This is a genomic window from Erwinia sp. S38, assembly GCF_016624545.1.
In the GTDB taxonomy this organism is placed as follows: Bacteria; Pseudomonadota; Gammaproteobacteria; order Enterobacterales; family Enterobacteriaceae; genus Erwinia; species Erwinia coffeiphila.
Genome location: NZ_JACVTS010000016.1, coordinates 111289 through 134218 on the forward strand (window position 1 = coordinate 111289; position 22930 = coordinate 134218).

Sequence of the window (22930 nt, forward strand, 5' to 3'; positions counted from 1 at the left end):
GGATAGTCATCTCGCCGCAGGGGCCAGGCAAACCTGGCCCGCAGACGGGTTTATTTCACCGCCGTGGAAGAACCATCAGCATGCCATTTGAAAACGCCGAACTCGAAGCCTTTCAAATCGCCTTTCTCATCCCAGTTGAGATCGCCCATTACGGTTGGTACCGCCGCACCGGTTTTCAGGTTGTTGGCGATATCGGCTGGCTCTTCGCTCTTGCTGCGCTCCATACCGGCAGTCAGTGACTGCAGCGCGGCATAGGTTGTCCAGACGAATGGACCGGTTGGGTCCAGTTTTTTCGCTTTCAGCGCATCAACGATTGGCTGGTTAGCCGCAACCTGATCGTAACGCTTAGGCAGCGTCACCAGCATGCCCTCTGATGCCGCACCGGCAATGTTAGACAGTGAAGAGTTGCCCACGCCTTCCGGACCCATAAACTGAGTTTTCAGGCCTGCCGCACGCGCCTGGCGCAGGATCTGGCCCATTTCCGGGTAGTAGCCGCCGAAGTAGACGAAATCGATGTTTTCTTTCTTCAGGCGCGCAACCAGCGTAGAGAAATCTTTATCACCGGCGGTGATACCTTCAAACATCACCACGTTGCCGCCGGATTTCTTCAGGCTGTCCTGAACGGAACGCGCCAGGCCTTCACCGTACTGCTGTTTGTCGTGAACCACGGCGATGCGCTGCGGTTTGATGTCGTTCAGGATGTATTTGGCGGCGGTTGGGCCCTGATCGGAGTCCAGACCGGTGGTACGCAGAACCAGCTTATAGCCACGGCTGGTCAGATCCGGTGCGGTAGCCGCCGGGGTGATCATCAACACGCCTTCATCTTCATAAATATCTGAAGCAGGCTGGGTAGAAGAAGAGCACAGGTGGCCGATCACGTAGCGGATACCGTCGTTGATCACTTTGTTAGCGACTGCAACGGCCTGTTTCGGGTCGCAGGCATCATCGTATTCCACACCGACCAGCTTGTTGCCGTTCACGCCGCCTTTGGCGTTAATATCAGCAATCGCCTGCTTGGCACCGGTAAACTCCATGTCGCCATACTGCGCCACCGGACCGGACATCGCACCCACGATCGCCACTTTGATATCTTTTGCTAACGCAGCGTGGCTCATCGCCAGGGCTACGCAGCCCGCCAGGAACGCACTACCTTTACTGATTTTCATCCGAACTTCCCCATCTGTTGTGATTTGGCTATTTTCTGCCGTCATTTTTCCTAATCGCTTTACAAAGAAAGGCTTAGGGATTAATGCGGCATTTTTTTGGTATAAAGGCGTTAAATTTCAGGTTATTAAACAGGAATATTCTGCTGTAAATCAACTGACATATTCACTAAATCGCGGATGCAGCAGCATAATAAGCTGGCATTAACGATTGCTTTTAAGACAGTTAACCAGCTTTTTATGCTGGACAATTACTAACCGAATAATGATTTACTCGGTAAATTGTTTAAATCAGAAACAGAACAGCTCGTTTTTGTACAGAAAAACTTCCACGCTTTAGTATGGTCAACTTCGCTACAATATGCCTTTCTGACCGACGAGTTTTTACAATGAAACTAACCATCATTCGCCTGCAACAATTCTCATTGCAGGACCACAGCGATCTGCAAAAAATCTGGCCGCAGGCCGATAGCCACGCGCTGGAACAGCAGCTGGATGACCAACATCAGCTCTACGCCGCGCTATTTAATGAACGACTGCTGGCGGCGGTACAGGTTGTGATTACCGGAAATGAAGGCAGGCTGTCGCAGTTGATGGTGCGGGAAGTGACGCGCCGACGCGGTGTCGGGCTGTATCTGCTGGAAGATACGCTGGCGCAGAATCCGCATATTACCCGCTGGCAGGTGGCAAACGACGGTGACGACAGCGCAGAGACTATCGCCGCCTTTATGCAGGCGGCGGGTTTTCAGTTTGATGCGGAACTACAGCACTACATCTACCAGCAGAGTAAATAGAACACCGCCAGAATCAGCAGCACGCTGAGCACCATATTGCGCACCCGCGCGGCAATCAGCACGCCCGCCAGTGCGCCATACAGATAGGGATTATCGCTCAGGGCACGGACTTCACCGTGATTCAGCAAAATAATCGGCCCGCAGATCGCGGTCAGCAGGCAGGGCGCGGAATATTTCAGCGCTTCGCGGATCGCTGCGGGCAGCCTGACCGGCACCGCCGGTTCAAGGAACAGATAGCGGTTAAAAAACACGACCGCCGCCAGCGTTAACAGTAAAAACCAGCTCATCATGCCTCCTGCCGCAAACGGGCAATCATTACCGAACAGAACATGCCGCACACCCCGGCAATCGCAATGGCCCCTTCTATCTGATACAGGCTGAGCACCATCGACAGCAGCAGCGAAACGATCACGCCGCACAGCACGTTAAGGTTTTTTATCATCGGCACCACGATGGTGATAAAGGTAGCGACGATCGAGAAATCAAGATGGTAGCGATCCAAATCCGGGATCGAGGACGCCATGGCAATCCCCATCAGGCTGAACAGCGCCCAGCTGAGATAAAACGTCAGCCCTGCGCCAATCAGATAGCCCGGCGTCAGCTTCTCTTTAGGCTGCGCGCAGCTCAGAGCAAACAGCTCGTCGGTCAGCAGAAAACCGATCGGCAGGCGATAGCGCGTTTTCAGCACTGACACCGTTTCACGCATCGTCAGGCCGTACAGAAAATGTTGGGCGGTGATAAAAAACACCGAAATGACAATAGTCGCCACGCTGGCACCGGACAGCATCAGTCCGAGCGTCACCAGCTGCGCCGCGCCGGCGAAAATCACCGTCGACATGGCGATACTTTGCGACAGGCTCAGCCCGCTCTGAATGGCCATAGATCCCGCCAGGATGCCCCACGGCACCACAGACAGGCAGAGCGGCAGCATGCCGCTGGCTCCGCGCCAGAAGCCGGACCACGGCGCGGGCTGCGGGGGAGAAAGGGAAGTAACGGGATGATTCATCTGACGGCTCCTGAGTAAATTCAGCAGCAGTGTGGCAGGCAGCGTCGGCGGAGGATTGAATAAAATTGCCTGAAGAGGCTGTGCTTCTGTTTATCCCCGGCGGCCCCGTTTCAACGCCTGCACGTATTCGCCAGGCGTCACGCCCATCGAGTTTTTGAAATGGCGGGTGAAATGGCTTTGATCGGAGAAACCGCACAGGCTGGACGCCTGAGCAATAGTTTCCCCCTGCTTCAGCCGTGCCTGCGCCTTCTGCAACCGGGCCTGCACCAGCCAGGCGTGCGGCGTCATGCCGATGCTTTTCTTAAACTGGCGCAGGAAGTGCCAAGGGCTGAGACAAGCGACATCAGCGAGCTGCTGCAGTGACCAGTTCTTTTCCGGGCAGCTGGCCATCAGCTCCTGCACCGGCAGCACCGCGCGGCAGGCATCGGCCAGGTCGGGCGGCACAACGCGCGTGCGGCTGTAGCGCATCACCAGCCAGGAGAAGGCCGTCAGCAGCAGAGACTCTTTCAGCAGGCTGTTGCCCTGCTCCGGCAGCAGCGAGAACACCAGCCGCAGCTGGGCGGACAGCAGCGGATCGTGCAGTACCGCGTCGGGGAACCACGGCACCGGGCCTGGCTCGCTGCCTGCCGACAGCCGGGCGAAAAGATCGGGATGAGGATAGATAGCGCGATAGGACCAGCCGCCCGCCACTTCCGAGCAGCCGGTGTGCACTTCATCGGCGTTAACCAGAATGATATCGCCGCTCGGCGCTACGTGATCGCCCCCGGATCGCCAGAAGCGCTGCGCGCCGGTTTCAATCACCCCAACGCAGAAAGTGTCATGCACGTGGCGGGGAAAGCGGCGATGGCGATAGCTGGCATCCAGCATATTCATGCCGTTGAATTCCTCCACGCAGAACAGCGTGGCGCGCTCCTGCGGCGTGTTCAGCGTCTCCATTTTCCCTCTCCCGCTTTTGAATAAAATTGCTGTGCTGGTTGGTTTATTCTGACAACAAAAAACCGCCCCTGGAGGCGGTTTTTTTGTCTGGGCATCGCAGACGCCCGAAACATTACGCTCAGGCTTCGATAGCCATACGCAGTTTCTTCATGGCGTTCTTTTCCAGCTGACGAACGCGCTCTGCGGAAACGCCGTAGCGATCGGCCAGCTCCTGCAGCGTGGTTTTGTTGTCGTCGTCCAGCCAGCGCGCGCGAATGATGTGCTGGCTGCGTTCGTCCAGCCCCTGCATCGCGTCGGACAGCTTATCGGCAGCGTGATCTTCCCAGTTATCTTCCTCGATGCCGTTGGCAAAGTCAGAAGTTTTATCCTGCAGATAGAGCATCGGTGCCATAGAACGGCCTTCGCCTTCATCTTCCGGCGTTGGGTCAAAGGTCATGTCCTGCGCGGCCATGCGCGATTCCATTTCGCGAACGTCTTTGCTGCTCACGCCCAGCTCGCGTGCCACCATTTCGACTTCGTCCTGGTTAAACCAGCCCAGACGCTGCTTGGTTTTGCGCAGGTTAAAGAACAGCTTACGCTGAGCTTTGGTGGTGGCGACTTTGACAATACGCCAGTTGCGCAGCACGTATTCATGAATCTCGGCTTTAATCCAGTGCACGGCAAAGGAAACCAGGCGCACACCCACTTCCGGGTTAAAACGGCGCACGGCTTTCATCAGGCCGATATTACCTTCCTGAATCAGGTCTGCCTGCGGCAGGCCGTAACCGGAGTAGTTACGAGCAACATGAACAACAAAGCGCAGGTGAGACAGGATCAGCGTCTTAGCTGCTTCCAGATCGCCCTGGTAATGCAGCCGTTCAGCCAACGCTTTTTCCTCTTCTGCCGTCAGCATAGGCCAGGCATTAGCCGCCCGGATATAGGAATCCAGGTTGCCTAAAGGAGCAATAGCTAAAGTTTGCATTTCTTTGGTCATTCAAACCCTCTCAGTGTTTAGCATCGTGACTACGTCAGATCCTGACGCGACTGATACCCTACGCGAAGTACAGCGCTAAATAGAAAGCATTCCGTGCGAATATCAATCTCTACAGGGATAAGACGCCGAAGTTATCCACAAGTTCAATTTTAATCAGGGATAATTTATACACGTTCTTAATGCCGTTGGCGAGTGCCGGATGAACAGCGGGAAGCGATGCGTTTTAACTTCCTCTGCGGCAAACGCTGATGCAGCAGAGGAAGATTATATCAAAAAAACGTGTAGAGGGGTTACTGCGGCGTAAATCGACGTAAATGTTGTACCGTCGCCAGCCAGGCGGCAATCCAGCCGATCATCGCAGCAATCAGCAGCAGCAGCAGGCTTTCATCCCACGTCATGCCATGCAGAACAAAGGTGGTGCCGAACACCGTCGCAACCTGAGCCACAACGGACTCCAGCCGCATGACCAGCACACCGGAAAGCACCAGCGACAGCAGTGCACCGCTGAAGCCCAACAGCGCCCCGCCGTACAAAAACGGACGCAGCACGAAGCCATCGGTCGCACCGATCAACTTCTGCACGTTAATGGTATCGCGGCGGGCAAAGATGCTGAGCCGCACGCTGTTGCCGATCACCAGGAACACCGCCACGATCATCAGGATACCGATCATCGCCGCTACCTGCCCGACCAGTCCGGTCAGCGCAGCCAGCCGCGCAAACCAGCTGTCATCCATTTTCACTTCGTCCACGCCTTCCACTTTCGACACCCGCTCGCGCAGGCTGTCCATGGTGTTGGAGCTTTGGAAGTTGAGCTTCGGAGTAATAATCGCCACCGCCGGCAGCGGATTTTGCTCCAGCATATCCATCGCACCGCCGAAGCCGGACCAGTTACGGAACTCGCCCAGCGCCTCTTCGCGCGACAGATAATTCACTTTATCCACGCCGTCTTCGGCTTTGAGCTTCGCCACCACGCCTTCAGCCGCATCGTCATCCAGCGTTTTGCTGAAATAAACGGTGAGCTGCGGGGCCGGATACCACTGATCCGCCGCGGTGCTGACGTTTTTCCACACCATATAGCACACGCTGGGCAGGGTAAGCGAAATGGCGATCACCATCACCGTCAGCAGCGTAGCCAGCGGCTGACGCCACATTTCAGACAGCGAACCGCGCATCGCATAGCGCCACTGTTCCTGCCAGCCGCCCTTCAGCGCTTTGCTTTTGGACGGCATTTTAGGCTTTGCGGCTTTCGCTGCGGCCGGGCGGGCGTTACGTTTATTCACCACGATAACCTCCGTGCAGACGGCCCTGGTTCAGCGTCATCAGGCGGTAGTTACGGCGGGCAATCAGCCCCATATCGTGGGTGGCCATTAATACGGTGACGCCCACGCGGTTGAACTCTTCAAACAGCCGCAGGATATCCTCAGACAGCGCTTCATCAAGGTTACCGGTCGGCTCATCCGCCAGCAGCACCGCTGGCTTATTCACCACCGCACGGGCAATACCCACGCGCTGCTGTTCACCGCCGGACAGCTGAATGGGAAAACTCTTCGCTTTGTCGAGCAGGCCAACCTTATCCAGCGCGGCCGACACGCGGCGGCGGATATCTTCCCCGCTGGCACCGGCGATAATCAGCGGGATCGCGACGTTGTCATAGACCGAACGATCCATCAGCAGATGGTGATCCTGGAATATCATGCCGATCTGGCGGCGCAGAAACGGCACTTCGCGGCTTTTCAGACGGCTGATATCGTGGCCGCTGAACCAGATATGCCCGGCGCTCGGGCGCTCAATGCCACAAATCAGCTTCAGCAAGGTGCTTTTCCCTGCCCCGGAATGTCCGGTCAGAAACGCCATTTCGCCGGGGCGCAGATGAAAATCTACCCCCTGCAGCGCTTGCCGACCGCCGAGATAAGCCTTACTGACTTCTTCAAAGCGAATCATCCTAAATTAATCCTCTCGGGCAAATAGTGCCTCTATAAAATCGTCAGCCTTAAACGATCGCAAGTCTTCAATACTTTCACCTACGCCAATATAGCGGATAGGAATGTTAAACTGGTCAGCCACCGAGAAGATCACCCCCCCCTTCGCCGTGCCGTCAAGCTTGGTCAGCGTAATGCCGGTCAGGCCAACGGCTTCATGGAACAGTTTAGTCTGGCTGATAGCATTCTGTCCGGTGCTGGCATCAATGGTCAGCATAACCTCATGCGGCGCATCCTCATCCAGCTTCTTCATCACGCGGGTGATTTTCTTCAGCTCTTCCATCAGATGCGATTTATTCTGCAGACGACCGGCGGTATCGGCAATCAGCACGTCCACACCGCGCGCCTTCGCTGCCTGAATGGCGTCAAAGATCACCGAGGCGGAATCCGCACCGGTATGCTGGGCCAATACCGGAATATTGTTGCGCTGGCCCCACACCTGCAGCTGCTCCACCGCCGCCGCACGGAAGGTGTCACCCGCCGCCAGCATCACCGATTTGCCTTCGGCCTGGAACTGGCGCGCCAGTTTACCAATCGTCGTGGTTTTACCTACGCCGTTAACGCCCACCATCAGGATCACAAACGGCGTCTTGCCGCTGACGTCCAGCGGTGCTTCAACGGTAGACAGGATGCCCGCCATCTCGGTTTTCAGCAGGCCGTACAGCGCTTCGGCATCGCGCAGATCCTTACGGCTGGCCTGAGCGGTCAGGTTAGCAATAATACGGCGGGTGGTTTCCACACCCACGTCGGCAATCAGCAGCTGTTCTTCCAGCTCTTCAAACAGATCGTCATCAATTTTTTTGCCGCGGAACAGGCCGATAAAGCCGGAGCCGAGGTTCTGGCGGGTTTTCACCAGGCTGCGCTTCAGGCGGGCGAAGAAGCCTTCCTTCGTCGGGCGAACCTGCTCGGCGGTAGCGGCAGCTTCGGCTTCAGCGCGGGCAGCGGCTTCCGCTTCAGCACGAGCGACGGCTTCCGCTTCAGCACGAGCGACGGCTTCCGCTTCAGCACGGGCAGCGGCTTCCGCTTCGGCACGGGCAGCGGCTTCCGCTTCGGCACGGGCAGCGGCTTCCTCTTCAGCACGGGCAGCAGCTTCGGCTTCAGCACGAGCGGCGGCTTCAGCTTCTGCACGAGCAACGGCTTCTGCTTCAGCACGGGCAGCAGCTTCGGCTTCAGCGCGGGCAGCCTCTTCCGCTTCAGCGCGGGCAACGGCTTCTGCTTCAGCACGAGCGGCAGCTTCCGCATCAGCACGAGCAGCCGTTTCCGCATCAGCACGGGCAGCGGCTTCGGCTTCGGCGCGAGCGGCAGCTTCAGACTCCGTACGGGCAGCCGCTTCCGCTTCAGCACGGGCGGCGGCTTCGGCTTCCGCCGTAGAATCAGCAGCAGGTTGCGGGTCTAACGTTTCTTTTACGTCTTCCTGCTGTGCCTTGTCTTCACGCCCCAGACCAAGCCAGGAAAAAAAGCCACGTTTTTTATTCTTTGCCATGGTGCAACCACACTCCTCGCGGGAAAAACCGTACCGGTCCGAAAATAAGCGAAAACTGTCTCTCGCAACCGCACGCGGGCGTCACAGTGCGGTTGCGGGAGACAGCCTAATCAATCCCTTAGTCTAACACTTTCTGCTGAGTGCATTACAGTTCCCTTTTTACGTTTCCTCAGCCCGGTTAGCCCGTTAAACTGTGCAACAAATTATTAAGAGTTCAGTACGATGATTAAGAAAACCCGCAGCGGCGCAGCCGGGCAAATACGCATTATTGGGGGCCTTTGGCGAGGCCGTAAGCTGCCGGTTCCGGACAGCACTGGCCTGCGCCCCACCACGGATCGCGTTCGCGAAACGCTATTTAACTGGCTGGCCTCCGATATTCAGGAAGCCCAATGCCTTGACTGCTACGCCGGCAGCGGCGCACTGGGGCTGGAAGCGCTATCTCGCCATGCGGCCAGCGCCACCCTGCTGGAACTGGAGCGCCCGGTAGCCCAGCAGCTGGAAAAAAACCTCGCCACGCTGGGGGCTAAAAACGGCAGGGTCATCAACACCAACACGCTGCAGTTTCTTGCTCAGAAAGGCGATGCGCATCATCTGGTGTTTATCGATCCGCCTTTCCGCAAGGGACTATTGGAAGAAACCGTCACTCTGCTGGAAAACAACGGCTGGCTGAGTGATGAAGCACTGATCTACGTTGAAAGTGAAGTTGAACATGGCCTGCCGCCGGTGCCGGTAAACTGGCAGCTGCATCGGGAAAAAGTTGCCGGCCAGGTGGCGTACCGTCTCTATATCCGGCATGCCATTGCAGAACTTTCGCCCTCAGAGGCGTAATCAATACTATTGCCTGCAACACAGGCTCGGAGAATTAACATGTTAATTAATGCAGGCCGTCTGCTGATGGTCTTTGTCTGGGGTTTTTTGCTGCTGAACGTTGTTCACCCGTTCCCTAAACCGCTGACCCACTTCGTTAACGTCGCGCTGTTCTTTATGGTGATTATGCACGGCCTACAGCTGGTGCTGATGCGCTCAACGCAGCCGAAAGAGTCCCCGAAGCTGAGCGGTTTTACCCAGGCGAAAATTTTCTTCTTCGGCGTGTTTGAGCTGCTGGCCTGGCAGAAGAAAAACTTCCCAAAACAGTAATCTCCCGCTCGGAAAATCAGCCGCAGGTTTCAGGCGGCGTTCCACCTTCTGTTAACAGTCGGAAGCCGAACAGGGAGTAAAGCGGATAAAACGTGTTCCCTGTACCTGTAGCTCGCCACGGCTGCCTTTATCGATCTGATGATAATCACTGGCGCCCAGCGCCAGCTTGATGTCTTCTGCGCCATTCAGCGGATGAAACCACGCCTCATAACGCATGTCTTCCACCGGGATTTGGTCACGCTGGCGCGAGCGCCGATCCGGTGCCAGATATTCCCGTTTCGTTTTCACTTCCACCATCAGGCTGCGCACGGGGGAGGCATCATTGGCGGCATTTTCCCGCCGCTGCTTGATAAATTGCCGTGTTGCCAGCACGGCGATCAGCGCAACCACAACCAGAAAAATTATCGGTGGCTTCATAGAACGGTTTTCTCCAGGGATACGGGGAACAGCACGCGATAAGCATACAACCGGACCAGGATGATTGTCACACCGCTGTCGGGTGGCCTAAACTGGGCTGAGTTGTGGAGTTTTTCGTCAATACAGGGAAAAATTATGATCTGGTCTTTTCTCGCTGTGCTTTTTTCCGGCTGGTTATACGTCGATGCCTCTTACCGCGGCCCGCAGTGGCAGCGCTGGGTATTCAAACCCGTTACACTTCTTCTTCTGCTGGCCTGGGCCTGGCAGGCACCCGTACTGAAAACCACCGACTATCTGATCCTGCTTGGCCTGCTGGCAACGCTGCTGGGCGATGCCCTGACCCTGCTGCCTGAACGCCGCATGCTGTATGCCATCGGCGCGTTTTTCCTTTCTCATCTACTGTATACCCTGTTCTTCGCCAGCCAGATGACGCTGAGCTTTTTCTGGCCGCTGCCGCTGGCGCTGCTGATTATCGGCGGCCTGCTGATTGCCACGGTCTGGAGCCGGCTGGAGGAGCTGCGCTGGCCGGTGTGCACCTTTATCGGCATCACCCTGCTGATGGTCTGGCTGAGCGCCGAGCTGTATGTCTTCCGCCCGACCGACTACAGCTTCACGCTGATGGTGGGTGCCTCCCTGCTGCTGCTGGCCAATATCGTCTGGTTGGTCAGCCACTATCGCTGCCGCTTTAACGCCGATCGGGCGATTATTGCCGCCTGCTATTTTTCCGGTCACTTTATGATTGTGCGTTCGCTGTGGCTGTAGGGCTTGACTCTGGAGTGGACTCCAAAGTGTAAGATAGCTTTATGGCGGGCACTCACGCCCGCCGCTATCTTTCAGGAGGCGCTATGCACTCGCATTCTACTTGCAGCTGTGGTCACGACCACGCCCCCCATCAGCACGGTTGCAGCACTTCGGCCAAACGTCCCGTTATCCGCAAAATCACCGCGATTAGCACAGCCAGCGTAGAAACGCCCTGCTGTGGCGATGCCTCCTGCAGTTCGGGAGACACCGCCGACGACGAGGGCGACAGGCGAGCGGGACTCTCCCGCTACAGCTGGCAGGTTCAGGGTATGGACTGCCCAAGCTGCGCGCGCAAAGTCGAAACCGCCGTACGGCAGCTAAGCAGCGTGGATCGGGCCCGCGTGGTCTTTTCCAGCGAAAAGCTGGTGGTTGATGCCAACAGCGATGTGCGTAATGACGTTGAGAAAGCCGTGGCCCGCGCAGGTTTCCAGCTTCAGCGCAGCGATGCGCCAGACGCCGCTAAAACCGCCCAGCCCGTCCCCGGATTTTGGCAGGAGAACCGCAGCCTGATCCTGCTGGCCGTTCTGATGGCCGCCAGCTGGCTGCTGAACAGCATCAACCCCGCAGCAGGCCAGCTTGCCTTTATTGCGACTACGCTTGTCGGCGTCTGGCCGATTGCACTCAGCGCACTGCGCCTGATGCGCAGCGGTTCCCCCTTCAGTATCGAAACCTTGATGAGCGTGGCGGCGATTGGCGCATTGTTTATTGGCGCAACGGCCGAAGCCGCGATGGTGCTGCTGCTGTTTATGCTGGGTGAAAGGCTGGAATCCTTTGCCGCCAGCCGGGCGCGTAAAGGCGTAACCGCACTGATGGCGCTCAAGCCTGACCAGGCGGTGCGCATCAATGATTCCACCCGTGAGAACGTACAGGTCAGCGCCCTGCGCCCGGGCGATTGTATTGAAGTTGCCGCCGGGACGCGTCTGCCTGCGGATGCCCGGCTGCTCAGCCCGTTTGCCAGCTTTGATGAAAGCGCACTTACCGGTGAATCAATCCCTGTTGAACGCCAGAAGGGAGAATCCATTGCCGCCGGTAGCCTGAGCGTGGATCGTCTGGTGCAGCTGGAAGTGGTGTCGAAACCGGGCGAAAGCGCCATCGACCGCATTCTGCATCTGATTGAAGAAGCGGAGGAGCGACGTGCACCGATTGAACGCTTCCTCGATCGCTTCAGCCGTGTCTATACCCCGGTGATTATGGCGCTGGCGCTGGCCGTTGCCGTTATCCCGCCGCTGCTGATGGGCACGGAATGGCAGCCGTGGATCTATAAAGGGTTAACGCTGCTGCTGATCGGCTGCCCGTGTGCGCTGGTGATCTCCACCCCTGCCGCGATTACGTCCGGGCTGGCGGCGGCGACCCGCCGCGGGGCGTTAATTAAGGGCGGCGCGGCGCTGGAAAGCCTGGGTAGCGTTCGCACTATCGCCTTTGATAAAACCGGTACGCTCACCGAGGGTAAGCCCCGGGTCACCGCCATTCAGCCGTTTGCACAGCAGGATGAAGCGTGGCTGCTGTCAACGGCAGCGGCGATTGAGCAGGGTTCCTCGCATCCGCTGGCGCAGGCCATTGTCGCTGCCGCCGCAGAGCGCAGGCTAACTTTACCTGCCGCCACGGAACAGCGGGCGCTTGCCGGTAGCGGAGTGGAAGCAATAGTGAGCAATCGCTTACTTTCAATCACTGCGCCGTCAAAAGTCGATGCAGAACGGCTGGCTCAACATCGATCCGCCGTTGAAGCGCTGGAAAGCGCGGGCAATACGGTGGTGATCCTGCACGATGCAGAGCAGCTTTATGGCCTGATCGCGCTGCGCGATACCCTGCATGAAGATGCCAGAAACGCGCTGGCAGAACTAAAAGCAATGGGCATTCAGGGTGTGATGCTGACCGGAGATAATCCACGGGCTGCGGCGGCTATTGCCGGTGAACTGGGCATTGACTACCGCGCCAGCCTGCTGCCGGAAGATAAGGTGGCGGCGGTCAGCGCGCTTAACCAGCAGCAGCCGGTGGCGATGGTTGGCGACGGCATCAACGATGCGCCAGCCATGAAGGCGGCAACGATTGGTATTGCAATGGGCAGCGGCAGCGATGTGGCGCTGGAAACGGCTGACGCGGCGCTGACCCATAACCGGCTCACCGGGCTGGCGGCGATGATTGGCCTGTCGCGTGCCACTCACGCCAATATTCGCCAGAACATTACCATCGCGCTGGGGCTGAAGGCGGTGTTCCTGCTGACCACCCTGCTGGGGATCACCGGGCTGTGGCTGGCGGTGCTGGCGGATTCGGGTGCAACGGCATTAGTGACCGCTAACGCCCTGCGGCTGCTGCGCCGCAGATCGTAGCTGTAGCCAGGGCGCAAACTATTCGCCCCGAGCCGTTAATTCAGGGGAGCCGCAAAGGCTCCCTTAAACGCCCTTCTTCAGCAGATAACGATATGGTAGCGCGTCGGTATTCTGCGCCAGCAGCGTATGCTCCATAAATCGGCAGAAACCGGGGATATCGCGCGTAGTCGCCGGGTCGTCAGCAATAATCAGCAGCGTTTCGCCCTCCTGCATATGACGCACGGTTTTGCGCACCATCATGACCGGTTCCGGGCAGCGCAGGCCCAGCGCATCAAGGGTCTTATCGGGGTTAGCGAAAAGGTCGCTCATGGGATTCTCAACAGTAATGATAACAAACAGCCGCTATTCTACCGCCGGACGGCCGGGGCGCAACAGCGCTATCGGACGATAACGTTTGCGCTAAAATTAACCATTGCAATAGCAGCACAACCGGGTAATATGCCGCAAAATCGCGCAAGCGACCGATGTGCTGCCGTCAATACGGCCGGTGCGTCTTAAATTTAAACTGGGTTCCCTCACCCCATTGATCTTAAAAAGGCTCAATATGATCGCATTTACTTCGCGTCAGCGTACTCACGCGCTGATCTGGCTCAGTCTGTTTCATCTGCTGGTGATTACCTCCAGCAACTATCTGGTCCAGCTGCCGGTTTCCATTTTTGGTCTGCACACCACCTGGGGCGCGTTCAGCTTCCCGTTTATCTTCCTTGCCACCGATCTGACGGTGCGGATTTTCGGTGCCCCGCTGGCGCGTCGCATTATCCTGGCGGTGATGATCCCGGCCCTGTTTATCTCCTACCTGATTTCCGCGCTCTATTTTCAGGGGGAATGGCAGGGAGTGGACTCACTGAAAGAGATGAATATCTTTGTAGCCCGCATCGCCTGTGCCAGCTTTATGGCCTACGCGCTGGGTCAGATCCTCGATATTTATGTCTTTAACCGCCTGCGGCAGAAAGCCGCCTGGTGGATGGCACCGGCGGCGGCGATGTTCCTTGGCAATATCAGCGATACGGCAGCCTTCTTCTTCATTGCTTTCTACCAGAGCACCGATCCGTTTATGGCAACCCACTGGGTAGAGATCGCCATGGTGGATTACTGCTTTAAAGTCATGATCTGCATGATTTTCTTCCTGCCTGCCTATGGCCTGCTGCTCAACGCCACGCTGAAGCGATTAGCAGAAAAATCCAATGGTCCACAGGTTAATTTTGGGTAAGCTGGTTACACACAATGTCACGCAAGATAAGTTGCTTTTACACGCTGAATGCTATTGTATAAGTGCCTGATATCTTAAGTGATGACTAACAAAGGGACCCTGATGCGTAACCTACTGAAATATGCCGGAGTAAGTTTACTGGTAGTTGGCCTGGCCGCCTGCGATGGCAAGAGTGACACCGCCGCTGCGGATAAAAATGCCAGCAGCCAGGCAAGTCAGAGCAGCCAGACCGTTTCACTGATGGACGGCAAACTGAGCTTCGCGCTACCTGCCGGCATGAGTGACAAAAGCGGCAAGCTGGGTACTCAGGCCAATAATATGCACGTTTACGCCGATGAATCAGGCCAGAAAGCGATCATTGTCATCGAAGGCGACAGCAGCAACGATACGCTGGAAGACCTGTCAAAACGCATGATCGAGCAGCAGCGTAGCCGCGCGCCTCAGCTGCAGGTGGTGACCAATAAAGAAATTACCGTTAACGACCAGCAGCTACAGCAGCTGGATACGGTGATCTCCGCTAACAATCAGACCGTCTGGTCTTCGCTGGTGATGGGCAAAGTGGATGGCAAACTGCTGACGCTGCAAATTTCCCTGCCGGGAGATGACCAGCAGTCCGCACAGACCGAAGCGGGAAATATCCTGAAAACGCTGCAGCTGAAGTAATACTGCGCTCACAAAAAAACCTCCCATCTTCGTCATCGGGCTTCAACAGAAGCCCGTTTCAGAAGTGGGAGGTTTTTTTACGTCAGGCGCTTACAGACCGGCCGTTTCGCGAATGTATTTACGTGCTTTTACCGCGTATTCAAACGGGTTAGCCAGCGCAGGGTCCTGCTCGGCTTCCACTACCATCCAGCCTTTGTAGCCGAAATCGTCGAGGATTTTGAACACCGGTTTGAAATCAATCACGCCGTCGCCCGGAACGGTAAAGGTGCCTTTCTTCACGCCGTCCAGGAACGACAGCTTCTGGCTTCTGACCTGATCGACGATTTCATCACGCACGTCTTTCAGGTGCACGTGGTTAATGCGCGGCAGATACTTGGTCAGAATCGCCAGCATCTTCTCCTGGCTGCCTTCTGAGTAATAGGCGTGGCCGGTATCGAACAGCAGATAAACGTCGTCGTTGGTTTCCGCCATAAAGCGATCCACTTCTTCCGTGGTCTGGATGCCGGTGCCCATATGGTGATGCAGACCCACCGTCATGCCCTTCTCTGCGGCCAGTTTTGCCAGCTCGTTGTAGCCTTCGGTAGTCAGACGCCACTGCTCATCGGTAAAGACCGGCTTCTCTTCCAGCACCGCTTTGGTGGTGCCCTGAATGCTCAGGCTCTGCTCGGAGCAGCCAATCACTTTCGCCCCCATCGCATGCAGGAAGTCACGATGGTTGATAAACTCGTCGATGGTCTTCGCTTTGTCGCCGTTGGCGAAGAAGGTGCTGAACCAGGCGTTAACGATCTGAATGCCACGAATATCCAGCATCGGCTTCAATACTGCCGGATCGCGCGGGTATTTGCTGCCCACTTCGCTGCCAACAAAACCGGCCAGCGCCATTTCGCTGACGATCTGCTGGAAGGTGTTCTCTTTACCCAGCTCCGGCATGTCATCGTTAGTCCAGCCGATCGGGGCAATAGCCAGTTTGACGTTATCTTTGTTCATGATCCTACCTCTGGTGTTCACCGGGCGGCCACAACCGCCCGCTGTTATTTCCGCAGCAGTTCACGCTCGATCAGTTCGCGCGTAGCAACCGCTTCAACGTTCATTTCTTCCGGATAACCGAACAGCGCTGCGGCGATAATCGGATCGCCACCCACTTTGAAGGTTTGCTCAGCAAACTTCATATCGCGCAGAGTCTGGAACAGCGTAGGGAAATCAACCTCACCTTTACCCACGGCAACATGCTGGTGAATCGTGGCGTCCACACCCGGTGGGTTCACGATATAGCGGCAGTGCTTGGTATGGTTCATGGTGTCAGCAATCAGCACGTGGGACAGATCGGCACCGGCGTACTCCAGCATTGGCTTCACATCGCCCTTGCCTTTGTCGTAGAAAAAAGTGTGCGGTGCGCTGTACAGGTACTTCACGTTCTCACTGCGGAACGATTTCACAATATCGGCCGTTTCATTGCTGTTTTCGCAGAAATCCCACGGATGTGACTGGATTTCGATGCGGATGCCTTCGCGTTCAACGATAGGCAGCAGCTCTTCCATGGAGCGATAGAACATCTCTTCACAAATTTCTGGTTCGTTCGGGTTACCGGAAAGTTCGGTATTAATAACCTGCACACCGGTTTCTACCGCGATCTCAATCATACGTTTCCAGTTGCGAACGGCAGCCTGGCGGCGTGCCTCGTCGGGACCGGACCAGCGATAAACCACGATGTATGAGGAGATCTCTAACCCGGTAGCACGCAGCGCGTTTTTGTACTCGGTGATAATTTCGCGGCTGGCTTTAGGATGCTTGTAGAACGGGTTGATCTGTGGATGCGGGGACTGCTCAATATATTTGTAGCCCCAGTCAGCCACCTGGTGAACCATTTTTGTGATGCCCAAATCTCGAATGACATCCACATCAAAGGCAATTTTCATCAGACTCTCCGTGATTAAATCAGTACGCTGTTTTACGGTTTCCCCTGCTCACCGGCAGGGGAAGGTGCGGTAGCAGCGCGGCAATTAGTTGTAGAACGCCGGGCGCTCTGGCAGTTCCACCGGCTCAATCGCCCCGCTGTTCTGCGCTTTATGGCAGGCATCAGCGGCGACGGAAGCGGCATAGCCGTCCCAGGCGGATGGCCCGGTCAGCTTGCCTGCGGTGGCATCATTAATAAACGCCTGTAACTCAACGTCATAGGCATCGATAAAGCGGTCTTTCCAGTCGGTCAGAATGGCGGTAGAAAGCTGCGCGTTCTTACGCATCTGCACAGCAGACGGCTCTGGCAGCTTAGCAATACCTTCTTCACCGACCACTTCGCACTGGATGTCGTAGCCGTATGCGCAGTTAACGAAGATTTCAACGTCAATGCGGATACCTTTACGGGTTTCAAACAGCACGATCTGTGGATCTTTCAGTTTTGCATGGGTTTTGGAGGTTACGCGTGGGAAGACAACCTGTACAGATTTGTAGTCGTCTTCGGTCAGCCAGCGCAGTACATCCAGCTCGTGGATCAGCGTGTTAGTAATCGCCATATCGGTAGTGTAGTTCTCCGGTACGGTCGGGTTACGGTGCGCGCAGTGCAGCATCAGCGGCTCACCGATCTCACCATCGGTAATCACTTTTTTCAGCGCGCGGTAGCCGGCGTCATATGGGCGCATAAAGCCAACCTGCACCAGGCGCTTACCGAATTTAATCTCTGCATCCACCACGCGGCGGCAGCCTTCAGCGGTCATCGCCAGCGGTTTTTCACAGAACACTGGCTTACCGGCAGCGATTGCAGCCAGCGTGTACTCTTCGTGCGTTGGGTCCCATGAGGTCACCAGCACGGCATCCACGTTGGAAGAGTTCACCACGTCGTGGCCGTCTGCATAAACTTCAGCATTCAGACCCAGACGCGCAACGGCCGCTTTCGCGCCTTCCACGTTGATATCAGAGACGGCCACAACCTCTGCGCCCTGCAGCACTTTGCTGCAGCGACGGATATGTTCCTGACCGATGGCACCAGCACCAATAACACCTAACTTTAACGTCATGATCGATCCTTACTTGAGTAGGGGGTAAAAGCGGGCTAAGCAGCCCGCGCTTTAAAGGCAAAAAAGAACAGCAAAAGGAACAATAAAAAATGCGTTATTAATATTCGCGAGCCTGGTCGATATGTTCGTTAAGCTTACGGGCAACGGCATCCACTCGCTCAGAGTCGGAAACCTGTGCTCCGCCCACGCGCCACCAGCTGAAATACTTGTGGATCATGGTTTTCGGCAGAACTTTAATATCGAACAGAGTGGAAACAGTCTGCTTCTGCGCATCAATCAGCGCGGCCTTCAGCTCTTCCAGCGTGGTAATACGGTAAGTTTTGCAGCCGTAGCCTGCGGCAATCGCGGCGAAATCAATCGGTACAAAGCCACCGTTCAGCTTGCCGGTTTCCGCATTACGGAAGCGGAACTCGGTGGTGAAGCTGTCCATACCGTGTTCCATCTGCAGGTTGTTAATGCAGCCGTTGGTCATGTTATCCAGCAGCACGACGTTGATCTTGGCGCCTTCCTGAATCGAGGTCACCAGCTCGGAGTGCAGCATCTGGAATGAACCGTCGCCTACCATGGTGTAAACCTCACGGTGCGGCTCGGCCAGCTTAACGCCGAGAGAAGCGTTGACCTCGTAGCCCATGCAGGAGTAGCCATACTCGACGTGATAGCTGTTGTAATCTTTGGTGCGCCACATGCGCTGCAGATCGCCCGGCAGGCTGCCCGCGGCGGCGACAATCACCGAATCCTTTGGGAGGTGCTCATTGAGCGTCCCCAGCACGCTGCTTTGCGTCAGGAAGGATCCGGTCAGACGGTTGAACTCGGCAAACAGCGCTTCGCGGTCAATGTGGTCAGCGATTTCCGGCACGAAGTTCTCTTCGCTGTAGACCGCCGAGTAAACGCGCTGAGTTTCTTTCAGCAGCTTGCTCTGTGCCTGACTTACCTGCTCACCCCAGCCGTTGCGGATCGTTTCCACGCGGCTGTTCAGCGCGTTCAGCGCTTCCTGGGCATCGGCCACAACCTGCACCGCATCCAGCTTGTAGGCATCAAAATTGCTGACGTTGATGTTGATGTAGTTTACGTCCGGGTTCTGGAAGATCCATTTTGACGCGGTGGTGAAGTCGGTGTAGCGCGTACCGATACCAATCACCAGATCGGCCTCTTTCGCCAACAGGTTAGCGGCCAGGCAGCCGGTTTCACCCACGCCGCCGACGTTCAGCGGATGATCGGAAACGATAGTGCCTTTACCCGCCTGGGTTTCAGCAAACGGAATACCGTGACGCTCGGCGAAGGCCAGCAGCGCTGCGCCCGCGCCGGAGTACTTCACCCCGCCGCCGCAGATGATCATCGGCTTGTGTTTTTCAGCAATCAGCTTCAGCGCGTCGGCCAGCTGGCCTTCGGTTGGCAGACGGCGCTCAATGCGGTGCACGCGCTTCTGGAAGAAATATTCCGGGAAGTCATAGGCTTCACCCTGCACATCCTGCGGCAGAGAAATGGTCACCGCGCCGGTTTCAGCCGGGTCGGTCAGCACACGGAAGGCGTTGATACAGGCGGTCATCAGCTGCTCAGGACGGTTAACGCGGTCCCAGTATTTGCTGACGGCGCGGAAGGCGTCGTTGGTGCTGATGCTCAGATCGTGGCTCTGTTCAATCTGCTGCAGAACCGGGTCCGGCTGGCGGGTGGCAAACACATCGCCCGGCAGCAGTAATAAAGGAATGCGGTTAGCGGTGGCGGTCGCCGCAGCGGTAATCATGTTGGCCGCGCCCGGTCCGACGGAAGAAGTACAGGCGATAATTTCACGACGCAGCTTCTGCTTGGCATAGCCCATTGCTGCATGCGCCATACCCTGCTCGTTACGGCCCTGATACACCACCAGATCGCCGTTGTTGTGTTCCAGCGCCTGGCCCAGACCCAGCACGTTGCCGTGGCCAAAGATGGCAAAAATGCCCTTAACGAATTTGGTCTCAACGCCGTCTACCGACAGATACTGGTTGTCCAGGAATCTGACCAGAGCCTGTGCTGTAGTTAATCTGATCTTGCCCATTTGCTCTTCCTTTATTTGTCGGGGACGCCACTCAGGTCCACCGGTATTCGCATTTTTGGTCGCCCTGGTGAGAAATCGGCGACAGCTATAAGTGAAACGTGAGCCGATTATAAACAAATATTTTTTTCACTAAACAGAATTACAGAAGAAACATTTCATTTTGCGAGTGAGATCAAATTCTGCGGTGAAACGGGGATGAATGGGGGGATCGGCAGGGGGGAAATGAAACGCCAGGTGCCATCCAGACATAAAATGATAAAAACCCTTTCACTTCAATATGTTTACTCCTGTTATCTAAGAAAGTTGAGATATCGCTCACAACTCCTGAGCCGCCTGAAACGGCGTAACCTCTGCCTGCCGGATATAGCGCTGTGCAAGAGTTTTAACCACCTCACACTTTTGGGGCAATAATTTCATTTCATATTGAAATTGGAATTTTTATTCCTCATACTCGTTGGCATGTTAGATCCGGACTCGATCGGGCTGGCGTGCCACCGATCTGCTGGAGAAGCTCAAACAGAGTCGGCTTTACCCGAAGCCACCGGCGGCGATTCAACCGCGAAAAAACGCCGATGACCAGGGTACATCACAGAAGGAAAAAACAGGTATGAGTACACAACAGAAGCGGCTTGATGTGATTTGTATCGGGCGCATCGCCGTCGACCTTTATGGCCAGCAAATCGGTGCGCGCCTTGAAGATGAAACCACCTTTGCCAAATATCTGGGTGGCTCATCCGGTAACGTGGCTTACGGTACCGCAATCCAGGGCCTGAAATCAGGCATGCTGGCGCGCGTTGGTGATGAGCATATGGGCCGCTTCCTGCGGGAAGAGCTTCAGCGCGTAGGTTGCGACACTCAGAGCCTGATCACTGATAAAAAGCGTCTGACCGGTCTGGTCATCCTGGGAATCAAAGATCAGGAAACCTTCCCGCTGGTGTTCTACCGTGACAACTGTGCCGATATGGGCCTGGTGCCGGACGATATTCAGGAAGACTACATCGCGTCTTCCCGCGCCGTTGCCGTGACCGGCACGCATCTCTCCCACCCGGATACCCGTGCCGCCGTGCTGAAAGCGCTGGAAATCGCCCGCCGTCACGGCCTGCGTACCGCGCTGGATATCGACTACCGTCCGGTGCTGTGGGGTCTGACCTCACTGGGCGACGGTGAAACGCGCTTCGTTGAGTCCGATCGCGTTACCCAGCAGCTGCAGGAAGTTCTGCACTATTTCGACCTGGTGGTGGGAACGGAAGAAGAGTTCCACATTGCCGGCGGCAGCACCGACAGCCTGACCGCGCTGAAAAACGTGCGTAAAGCGACCAAAGCGACGCTGGTCTGCAAACGTGGCCCGCTGGGCTGCGTCGTCTTCGAAGGCGATATCCCGGACAGCTGGGAAGAAACACAGCTGCAAAGCGGCGTGCGTGTGGAAGTGCTGAACGTACTCGGCGCGGGCGATGCCTTTATGTCCGGCCTGCTGCGCGGCTGGCTTAACGACGAAAGCTGGGAACAGGCATGCCGTTACGCGAATGCCTGCGGTGCGCTGGTAGTTTCTCGCCACGGCTGTGCGCCAGCCATGCCAACGAAAGAAGAGCTGGATGATTTCCTCAGCCGTGATAAAGACGTTAAGCGCCCGGATCTGGACGCCCGTCTGAACCACCTGCACCGCGTCACCACGCGTAAGCAGGAGTGGACCGAACTGAACATCTTCGCCTTCGACCACCGCAAGCAGCTGGCCGACATGGCTGCCGAAGCGGGCTTCGACGATTCACGTATTCCAGAGCTGAAAACGCTGCTGTTGCAGGGTGCACAGGAAGCGGCTCGCGAAGCCGGTCTGGACGATGGCCGCTGCGGTATTCTGGCAGACACCACTTACGGCCAGCCAGCGCTGAACGCGATTACCGGTAAAGGCTGGTGGATTGGTCGCCCGATCGAGCAGCCAAGCTCTCGTCCGCTGCGCCTTGAGCACGGCAACATCGGCTCCCAGCTGGTGGACTGGCCACAGGAACACGTGGTCAAGTGTCTGACCTTCTACCATCCGCACGACAGCGCGGAAATGCGTAAAGAGCAGGACGACCTGATTCTGGATGTGTGGAAAGGCTGTAACAAATCTGGCCATGAGCTGCTGCTGGAAGTGATCCTGCCGGAAAGCAACCCGGATAAAGATGAGAAGTACTATCTGGAAATTCTGACCCACTTCTACAGCATGGGCATTCAGCCTGACTGGTGGAAACTGCCGCCGCTGTCACACGCATCATGGGAAGCAATCAGCGCGCTGATCGAGAAGAACGATCCGCACTGCCGCGGTATCCTGCTGCTGGGCCTGGACGCGCCGGAAGCCGAACTGAAAGCGGGCTTTGCCGCTGCGGCGAAGAGCCCGTGGGTCAAAGGCTTTGCGGTAGGCCGCACCATCTTCGGCCAGCCTTCACGCCAGTGGCTGCAGGGCGAGCTGGATGATGCCTCGCTGATTGCCAAAGTTAAAAGCAATTACCTGACGCTGATTGGCTACTGGCGCGAAGCGCGCCCGGCTAAGTAATCAGTAACACACTCCCTGACGGATATCAGAATTCATTCTGGTTCTGTCGGGGAGTTTTCATATGGCGAGCACATCACTTCCAACACTTCTTTTTATTACATGAAGTTACCAAAAGCATTCGATTGATTTATTTCATGAATTGGTTATCGATATAAAAAGCAGAGGGTGAACTGATGAAGATATTAAGCCATAATGTTTCAAAATCACGACGCTTTTCACTTCATTTTGAAGCACCAGTAGACAGGCATATTCTCAGTGCCCCCCAGCCCTCTGATCTATATTTATTATAAAAATGACTACGTTATTTTAGGCGTCTTTTTAGAGAAAATTTTCCGCCCGCATGCCACGTCAAGATTAACAGCGCAGGAATCACGAAAAAAGAAAAAGAAAAAGAAAAAGAAAAAATAAAGAGGGGTAAATGGGGGGGGGGGGGGGATAAGATCCGGGATCGGGTGTAGGAAGGGCGGC

At 56.2% G+C, this 22930-nt stretch carries 22 protein-coding genes; 8 read left to right on the forward strand and 14 right to left on the reverse strand.

All coding sequences use genetic code 11. The annotated features are described in order from the left end of the window. Positions 1-50: 50 nt before the first annotated feature. Positions 51-1166 (reverse strand): branched-chain amino acid ABC transporter substrate-binding protein, encoded by a 1116-nt coding sequence (locus IBT46_RS17960; RefSeq protein WP_200546760.1) that lies wholly within the window; start codon positions 1164-1166, stop codon positions 51-53. A 386-nt stretch (positions 1167-1552) separates the two neighbouring features. On the opposite strand from IBT46_RS17960, the gene panM reads away from it, so the two are divergent. Then, the gene (panM, locus tag IBT46_RS17965; RefSeq protein WP_200546761.1) at positions 1553-1957 is read left to right on the forward strand and encodes an aspartate 1-decarboxylase autocleavage activator PanM; all 405 of its coding nucleotides are present in this window, start codon (positions 1553-1555) and stop codon (positions 1955-1957) included. Here the strand turns inward: panM and IBT46_RS17970 are convergent. The 7 genes from IBT46_RS17970 to ftsY all read right to left on the reverse strand — a co-directional run bounded on the left by IBT46_RS17970 (position 1939) and on the right by ftsY (position 8334). Then, positions 1939-2244, reverse strand: a complete 306-nt coding sequence (locus IBT46_RS17970; protein ID WP_200546777.1) for an AzlD domain-containing protein — start codon at positions 2242-2244, stop codon at positions 1939-1941. The two genes, panM and IBT46_RS17970, sit on opposite strands and share 19 nt — an antisense overlap. After that, a complete protein-coding gene (locus tag IBT46_RS17975; RefSeq protein WP_200546762.1) occupies positions 2244-2963 on the reverse strand; it encodes an AzlC family ABC transporter permease in 720 nt (239 codons plus the stop codon). Before IBT46_RS17975 ends, IBT46_RS17970 begins: the two co-directional genes overlap by 1 nt. Before the next feature lie 90 nt (positions 2964-3053). Next, positions 3054-3899 carry an AraC family transcriptional regulator gene (locus IBT46_RS17980; protein ID WP_200546763.1) on the reverse strand — a complete coding sequence of 282 codons (846 nt, stop codon included), beginning with the start codon at positions 3897-3899 and terminating at the stop codon, positions 3054-3056. Between the two features lie 118 nt (positions 3900-4017). Beyond that, on the reverse strand, positions 4018-4872 hold the full coding sequence (gene rpoH, locus IBT46_RS17985) for an RNA polymerase sigma factor RpoH (RefSeq protein ID WP_105594083.1): 855 nt from the start codon (positions 4870-4872) through the stop codon (positions 4018-4020). 290 nt (positions 4873-5162) lie between these two features. Then, the gene (gene ftsX / locus IBT46_RS17990; RefSeq protein WP_200546764.1) at positions 5163-6155 is read right to left on the reverse strand and encodes a permease-like cell division protein FtsX; all 993 of its coding nucleotides are present in this window, start codon (positions 6153-6155) and stop codon (positions 5163-5165) included. Continuing rightward, positions 6145-6813 carry a cell division ATP-binding protein FtsE gene (gene ftsE, locus IBT46_RS17995; protein WP_105594085.1) on the reverse strand — a complete coding sequence of 223 codons (669 nt, stop codon included), beginning with the start codon at positions 6811-6813 and terminating at the stop codon, positions 6145-6147. Before ftsE ends, ftsX begins: the two co-directional genes overlap by 11 nt. 6 nt (positions 6814-6819) lie before the next feature. Continuing rightward, on the reverse strand, positions 6820-8334 hold the full coding sequence (ftsY, locus tag IBT46_RS18000; protein ID WP_200546765.1) for a signal recognition particle-docking protein FtsY: 1515 nt from the start codon (positions 8332-8334) through the stop codon (positions 6820-6822). Positions 8335-8556: 222 nt separating this feature from the next. On the opposite strand from ftsY, the gene rsmD reads away from it, so the two are divergent. Continuing rightward, complete coding sequence (gene rsmD / locus IBT46_RS18005; RefSeq protein ID WP_200546766.1) at positions 8557-9162, forward strand: 16S rRNA (guanine(966)-N(2))-methyltransferase; 606 nt, start codon at positions 8557-8559, stop codon at positions 9160-9162. 39 nt (positions 9163-9201) lie between these two features. Further along, positions 9202-9471 (forward strand): DUF1145 family protein, encoded by a 270-nt coding sequence (locus tag IBT46_RS18010; protein WP_200546767.1) that lies wholly within the window; start codon positions 9202-9204, stop codon positions 9469-9471. Between the two features lie 51 nt (positions 9472-9522). Here IBT46_RS18010 and IBT46_RS18015 read toward each other — a convergent pair whose 3' ends face one another. After that, the gene (locus tag IBT46_RS18015) at positions 9523-9888 is read right to left on the reverse strand and encodes a DUF2500 domain-containing protein (protein ID WP_200546768.1); all 366 of its coding nucleotides are present in this window, start codon (positions 9886-9888) and stop codon (positions 9523-9525) included. Between the two features lie 135 nt (positions 9889-10023). Between IBT46_RS18015 and IBT46_RS18020 the strand changes: the two genes are divergently transcribed. Next, positions 10024-10650: a lysoplasmalogenase gene (locus IBT46_RS18020; protein WP_200546769.1), complete on the forward strand. Its 627-nt coding sequence runs from the start codon at positions 10024-10026 to the stop codon at positions 10648-10650. Positions 10651-10733: 83 nt separating this feature from the next. Continuing rightward, entirely contained in the window at positions 10734-13016 is a 2283-nt protein-coding gene (locus IBT46_RS18025; protein WP_200546770.1) for a zinc/cadmium/mercury/lead-transporting ATPase, read from the forward strand. A 63-nt stretch (positions 13017-13079) separates the two neighbouring features. On the opposite strand, the gene tusA is transcribed toward IBT46_RS18025, so the two are convergent. Next, the gene (gene tusA, locus IBT46_RS18030; RefSeq protein WP_105594092.1) at positions 13080-13325 is read right to left on the reverse strand and encodes a sulfurtransferase TusA; all 246 of its coding nucleotides are present in this window, start codon (positions 13323-13325) and stop codon (positions 13080-13082) included. 235 nt (positions 13326-13560) lie between these two features. Between tusA and IBT46_RS18035 the strand changes: the two genes are divergently transcribed. Together IBT46_RS18035 and IBT46_RS18040 are read left to right on the forward strand one after the other, a co-directional pair. Continuing rightward, positions 13561-14226, forward strand: coding sequence for a 7-cyano-7-deazaguanine/7-aminomethyl-7-deazaguanine transporter (locus IBT46_RS18035; RefSeq protein ID WP_105594093.1), 666 nt, complete (start codon positions 13561-13563; stop codon positions 14224-14226). A gap of 102 nt (positions 14227-14328) precedes the next feature. Then, the gene (locus tag IBT46_RS18040) at positions 14329-14889 is read left to right on the forward strand and encodes a DcrB family lipoprotein (protein ID WP_200546771.1); all 561 of its coding nucleotides are present in this window, start codon (positions 14329-14331) and stop codon (positions 14887-14889) included. Positions 14890-14979: 90 nt separating this feature from the next. Here the strand turns inward: IBT46_RS18040 and iolE are convergent, their stop codons facing one another. The 4 genes from iolE to iolD all read right to left on the reverse strand — a co-directional run bounded on the left by iolE (position 14980) and on the right by iolD (position 19932). Then, positions 14980-15876: a myo-inosose-2 dehydratase gene (iolE, locus tag IBT46_RS18045; protein ID WP_123334160.1), complete on the reverse strand. Its 897-nt coding sequence runs from the start codon at positions 15874-15876 to the stop codon at positions 14980-14982. Between the two features lie 44 nt (positions 15877-15920). Beyond that, positions 15921-16805: a sugar phosphate isomerase/epimerase family protein gene (locus IBT46_RS18050; protein ID WP_105594096.1), complete on the reverse strand. Its 885-nt coding sequence runs from the start codon at positions 16803-16805 to the stop codon at positions 15921-15923. An 84-nt stretch (positions 16806-16889) separates the two neighbouring features. Then, entirely contained in the window at positions 16890-17900 is a 1011-nt protein-coding gene (locus IBT46_RS18055; RefSeq protein ID WP_105594097.1) for a Gfo/Idh/MocA family protein, read from the reverse strand. A 97-nt stretch (positions 17901-17997) separates the two neighbouring features. Next, a complete protein-coding gene (gene iolD, locus IBT46_RS18060; protein WP_200546772.1) occupies positions 17998-19932 on the reverse strand; it encodes a 3D-(3,5/4)-trihydroxycyclohexane-1,2-dione acylhydrolase (decyclizing) in 1935 nt (644 codons plus the stop codon). 607 nt (positions 19933-20539) lie between these two features. Here iolD and iolC point away from each other — a divergent pair. After that, positions 20540-22462 (forward strand): 5-dehydro-2-deoxygluconokinase, encoded by a 1923-nt coding sequence (gene iolC, locus IBT46_RS18065; protein ID WP_200546773.1) that lies wholly within the window; start codon positions 20540-20542, stop codon positions 22460-22462. Positions 22463-22930 lie beyond the last annotated feature (468 nt).